The organism is Amycolatopsis rhizosphaerae (genome assembly GCF_007713715.1).
In the GTDB taxonomy this organism is placed as follows: domain Bacteria; phylum Actinomycetota; class Actinomycetes; order Mycobacteriales; family Pseudonocardiaceae; genus Amycolatopsis_E; species Amycolatopsis_E rhizosphaerae.
The window spans coordinates 1-4,729 of record NZ_VJWX01000540.1; the positions used below are offsets into that span (position 1 = coordinate 1).

Annotated in this window: 5 protein-coding genes; 2 read left to right on the forward strand and 3 right to left on the reverse strand. The window is 70.7% G+C overall.

Translation table 11 applies throughout. The features are described from left to right. The 3 genes from FNH05_RS32540 to FNH05_RS32550 all read right to left on the reverse strand — a co-directional run. Positions 1-1,275, reverse strand: a 1,275-nt coding sequence (locus FNH05_RS32540) for a molybdopterin-dependent oxidoreductase (protein ID WP_425458509.1), incomplete at its 3' end; no start/stop codon positions are given. Between the two features lie 29 nt (positions 1,276-1,304). Further along, positions 1,305-1,553 carry a glutaredoxin family protein gene (locus tag FNH05_RS32545; RefSeq protein WP_144592677.1) on the reverse strand — a complete coding sequence of 83 codons (249 nt, stop codon included), beginning with the start codon at positions 1,551-1,553 and terminating at the stop codon, positions 1,305-1,307. Further along, positions 1,550-3,037: an AMP-binding protein gene (locus FNH05_RS32550; protein ID WP_425458510.1), complete on the reverse strand. Its 1,488-nt coding sequence runs from the start codon at positions 3,035-3,037 to the stop codon at positions 1,550-1,552. The genes FNH05_RS32545 and FNH05_RS32550 overlap by 4 nt, the downstream gene beginning before the upstream one ends. Positions 3,038-3,199: 162 nt before the next feature. Between FNH05_RS32550 and FNH05_RS32555 the strand changes: the two genes are divergently transcribed. Together FNH05_RS32555 and FNH05_RS32560 are read left to right on the forward strand one after the other, a co-directional pair. Further along, positions 3,200-3,823, forward strand: coding sequence for a sigma-70 family RNA polymerase sigma factor (locus tag FNH05_RS32555; RefSeq protein ID WP_246128080.1), 624 nt, complete (start codon positions 3,200-3,202; stop codon positions 3,821-3,823). Positions 3,824-3,922: 99 nt separating this feature from the next. Further along, on the forward strand, positions 3,923-4,729 hold an 807-nt coding region (locus FNH05_RS32560; RefSeq protein ID WP_144592680.1), incomplete at its 3' end, for a DUF5667 domain-containing protein.

Sequence of the window (4,729 nt, forward strand, 5' to 3'; positions counted from 1 at the left end):
CACCTTGCCCGCCGCCACCGTCCCCCGCGGCGCGTCGACCCGCGATTCGGTCTTGACCGGCGCCTGCTCCGCCCAGCCCCGCTTCAGCCAGTACGCCTGCCGCGCCGACCAGGTGGTCACCTCCAGGTCGGTGACCCACTTGGTCGCCGAGACATAGCCGTAGAGCCCGGGCACCACCAGCCGGGCCGGGAAACCGTGCTTGATCGGCAGGGGCTCGCCGTTCATGCCGATCGCGAGCATCGCCCCGCGACCCGGTTCCAGCACCGTCGCGAGCGGCGTGCCCGCGGTGAAACCGTCGACGCTGGTCGAGAACAGTTGCTCGGCACCGGGCCGGACCCCGGCCTCGGCCAGCAGGTCCGCCAGGTCCACCCCGAGGAACCGGGCCGTGGAGATGTAGGGCCCGCCCACCGGATTGGACACGCAGCACAGAGTGACGATCCGTTCCACCAGCGGCCGGCTCCGGATGTCTTCGTAGCGGTAGGTGATCTCCCGGTCGACCATGCCGTGCACCCGCAGCCGCCAGTCCTCCGCACGCACCTGCGGCACGACGAGCGCGGTGTCGATCCGGTAGAAGGCGGAGTTCGGGGTGAGGAAGGAGGGGCTGCCCAGCTTGGCGAAATCGGCGTCCGCGGGGATCGGCGGGGCAGGCCGCGCGGCCGTCAACGGCCCGACTCCGGCCCGGGAACCGTCGGCGTCCTTCGCCGAACCGACCAGGCTGCCCGCGACTCCGGCCACGCCGGCCGCGGCCACCGTGCCCAGGAAGGCCCGCCTGCTCGCCGAAACACCACGGCTGAGCGCCGCGCGGTGCAGCAGGCCGAACACACCCACCCCGGCGAGCAGGCTCGCCAACGGGGCCACCACCGCGAGCTGGCCGAGATCCGGCCGGGCGAGCACCGCGGCGATGCCGAGGACACCGAAAAAGCCGATGACCAACTGCCCCGGCAGCGGGCGGCGCCGGGACACCAGACCGGCGGCCACCGCCACGGCCACCAGCACCACGGCCATCCCGCCGAGCAGGACCGTCTTGTCCGCGGTACCGAACGAGCGGACCGCGAAGTCCTTGAGCCAGCCGGGGGTGAGGTCGATCGCGGCGTTGCCGACCGCGAAGAACGGCGAAGCGCCGGGACCGACGAACGCGGCCACGAGCTGCCCGGCGGCCAGCGCCGAGACAAGGGCGAGCAGGCCGGTCAGCCCCGCGACGGGCGCGGACAGGCGGGGCTGCGAGGCGGAGTCGGCAGCGGAGTCGGCGGCAGGGTCGGCAGGGTCGGTGCGCACGCCTCCATTCTCGTCGCGCGCACCACCGGTCAGCGCTTTCCGGCGCTTACCAATGCCTTACGGAAACGGTCTTCCTCGACCTTCCAGTACCCGTGTTCGGCCCCGTCGATGAGGATCACCGGCACCCGGTCGCCGTATTCGGCCCGCCATTCGGAATCGGAGTCGACATCCGCCGTCGCCCACTCGACGCCGAGCTCACCGCAGATCCGCGCCACGTCCTGCTCCGCCTTGACACAGGCGGAGCAGCCCTGCCTGGTCATCACCGTCACCTGGGTCATGACCTCAACCGTAATCTCATCACCTTCCCGACCGGCGAATGCGGCAGCGAATCGGCGAACTCGACGGTGCGGGGCACCTTGTAGCCCGCCAGCCGCTCCGCGCAGTAGTCGACCACCTGCTGCTGGGACAGGGCCGCCCCGCTGGTCGGCACCACCACCGCACGGACCGCCTCGCCGCTGCGCTCGTCGATCATGCCGATCACCGCGGCCTCGGCCACCTCGGGCATCTCGGTGATCACGGTCTCGACCTCGTGCGGGAAGACGTTGAAACCGTTGACGATGATCAGGTCGTTCGCCCGGTCGACCAGGTGCAGATCCCCGTCGGTGTCCAGGTAGCCCACGTCCCCGGTGCGGAACCAGCCATCCTCGTCGGGACCGCCGGTACCGTCCGGCCAGTAGCCGGAGAAGAGGTTGCGGCCGCGGATGGCGACGAGACCGGTCGCGGCCATGTCCTCGTCGAAGGTGTCGTCGAGATCGTCGGGGTCGAGCGGTATCGGCACGACGCCGCCGTCGGAGCCGACCAGACGGAGTTCGATGCCGGGCAGCGGACGTCCCACGGACCCGGGCTTGGCGTACCCGGTGACCAGGGTGGTGGTGACCACCGGAGCGGCCTCGGTCAGCCCGTAACCCTCGAACACGCCGAGCCCGGTCTTCTCCCGGATCGTGGCCAGCACCTTGGGGTGCAGCGGGGCCGCCCCGGAGTTGAGCAGCCGGATCGTGGCCAGTGCCGCGGACAGCTCCTCGGCGGGCTGGTCGGCGAGATCGGTGTACATCGCAGGTACCCCGCCGAAGACGGTGATCCGGTGTTTCGCGCAGATTTCGAGCGCTTCGGCCACCTCGAACCGCTCGGCGAGCACCACGGTCGCCCCGGCGTAGGTGGACTGGAGCAGACCCGGCCCGAGCCCGTAGATGTGGCAGAGCGGGATCGAGAGGAACACGCGGTCCTGCTCTCGCAGCGCGTCCGGGACGACGGCCATCTGCTCGACGTTCGCCAGCAGCGCCCGGTGCGACAGCATCACGCCGCGGACGGGACCGGTGGTGCCGGAGGTGAACGAGACCACCGCGATGTCCTCGTCACCGCCCACCGAGGACAGCGGCTCGCCCGGCTCGGTCGCCACCGGTTGTCCCTCCTCGGCGTCCCGGCTGAGCACGAGACGGGCTTCGCTGCGCTCGGCCACGGACGTGAGCTCGGGCCGTGGCGACAGCGGGGAGACCGGCACCGCGATCGCACCGGCGCGGGCCACCGCGAACAGCGCGATCACGAACTCGGCGGAGGTGGGCAGCCTGAGCACGACGCGGTCTCCGGGTTGGACCCCCTGCCCGATGAGCGCCTTGGCCTGCCCGTTGACCGCGGCATCGAGCTCTGGCCAGGTCAAAGACACCCCCGCGGTGATGTCGATCAGCGCGGTGGCGTCCGGCAGGCGTTCGGCTGCGGCGGCGAGCAGGTCGGCGATGTTGCGCATGCCCCCAGTGTCTCCCCTCATCCCCCGTCATGGGGAAGCCCGCGGATCGTCGCACTTCCGCAACAGACATCACTACCTACTTTCGGGTAACTACCCGTATGCTGCTGATCGCGTCGGAGTGGTGGTGGTCACTCGGGTCGGGACAGAGGAGTCGCCGTGACGAACTGGCTTGCTGCACGCCCCCTGGGGCTGCGCGTCGGCACGGTCGCGCGTCCGGTCGAGCTGCCCGGGGAACAGCCCGAAGCCTGGGACCTCGTGCATGCCGCACAGGAAGGCGACACGACGGCTTTCGGCGCGCTGTACGACCGGTACGTCGACGCGGTGTACCGGTACGTGTTCTTCCGGCTCGGCGATCGGGACCTGGCCGAGGACATCACCAGCGAGACCTTCCTGCGGGCCCTGCGCCGGATCACCTCGGTCAGCTACCAGGGCCGGGACGTGGGCGCCTGGTTCATCACGATCGCCCGCAACATCGTGTTCGACCACGTGAAGTCGAGCCGCTACAAGCTGGAGATCGTCACCGACGAGGTGTCCGAATCCGGTGCCGCGCCCTTCGCCGCGCCGGACAGCGGCGCGGTGACCGGCCCCGAACAGCTGGCGATGTCGGCCGCCACCCGGGAAGCGCTGCTCAGGTGCATCGCCGATCTCGGCGACGACCAGCGGGAGTGCATCGTCCTCCGGTTCATCCAGGGACTCTCGCTGACCGAGACCGCGCAGATCATGAAGCGCAACGAGGGTGCGATCAAGGCACTGCAACACCGCGCGGTGCGCAAGCTCGCACAACTGCTCCCACCGGCCTGGCGCTGAACCGCCTTCTCCGTTACGTAACAACGGTTATGCTTCTCGTCCATCGCGGGCGAAAGCCGTAACGGAACCCCCGGAGAAATCGTTTCAACCCTCGTGAACGTGCCCGGATGGTCCGCACGCGAGCTGGAAGTGATTTCCGGCCTGCGTGAGCTCGGTGCCGCGGCGGCTCCCGACGCGGAGGCACGGCGGCGAATCCGGAGCGAGATCCTGGCCGGGCTCGCCGAACCGGAACGGCGCACGCCCGGCAGGCGGCGCCGTGTGCTGGCCGAAGTGCTGGCCGCGGCCGTCGCCCTGGTGATCGTGCTCGGCGGCATCGGCTTGCTGCTGGCACGCGACGCGCTGCCCGGCGACCCGCTGTACACCGTCAAACGCGCCGGGGAGACCGCCGAACTCGGACTGTCCTTCGGGGACGCGGCAAGGGCCCGGAAGCACCTCGATTTCGCGGCGAACCGGCTCGACGAACTCGCCGCGCTCGGCCGGGCCGACCCCGCGCCCTACCGGGCCGCACTGGCCGACTTCCAGCGCGAAGCCACCACCGGGACCGCGCAGTTCACCGCGGTCGCGGTGCAGGGCGACAGGCAGGACCTCGACCGGCTGCACGCCTGGGCCCAGAAGCAGAACGGCAAGCTCGCCGCGGCCGCCGGAACCATCCCCGCCGGAGCCTTCGGCCAGTTCACCTCTTCGGTTGAACTCATCGCCCGGATCGATTCCCGGGCCCAGCTGCTGCTGGCCCGGCTCGACTGCTTCGGGATCACTTCCGGCGAGACCGACGACCTCGGCGCCATCCCCGACCGCGGCCCCTGCCTGCCGCCCGTTCAGGCCATCAAGGCGGCTCCGCCGCCACTCGCACCCCCCACGACACCGGGCACGGAAACGGCGCCCGCCGAACCAATGAACTCCCTGTCC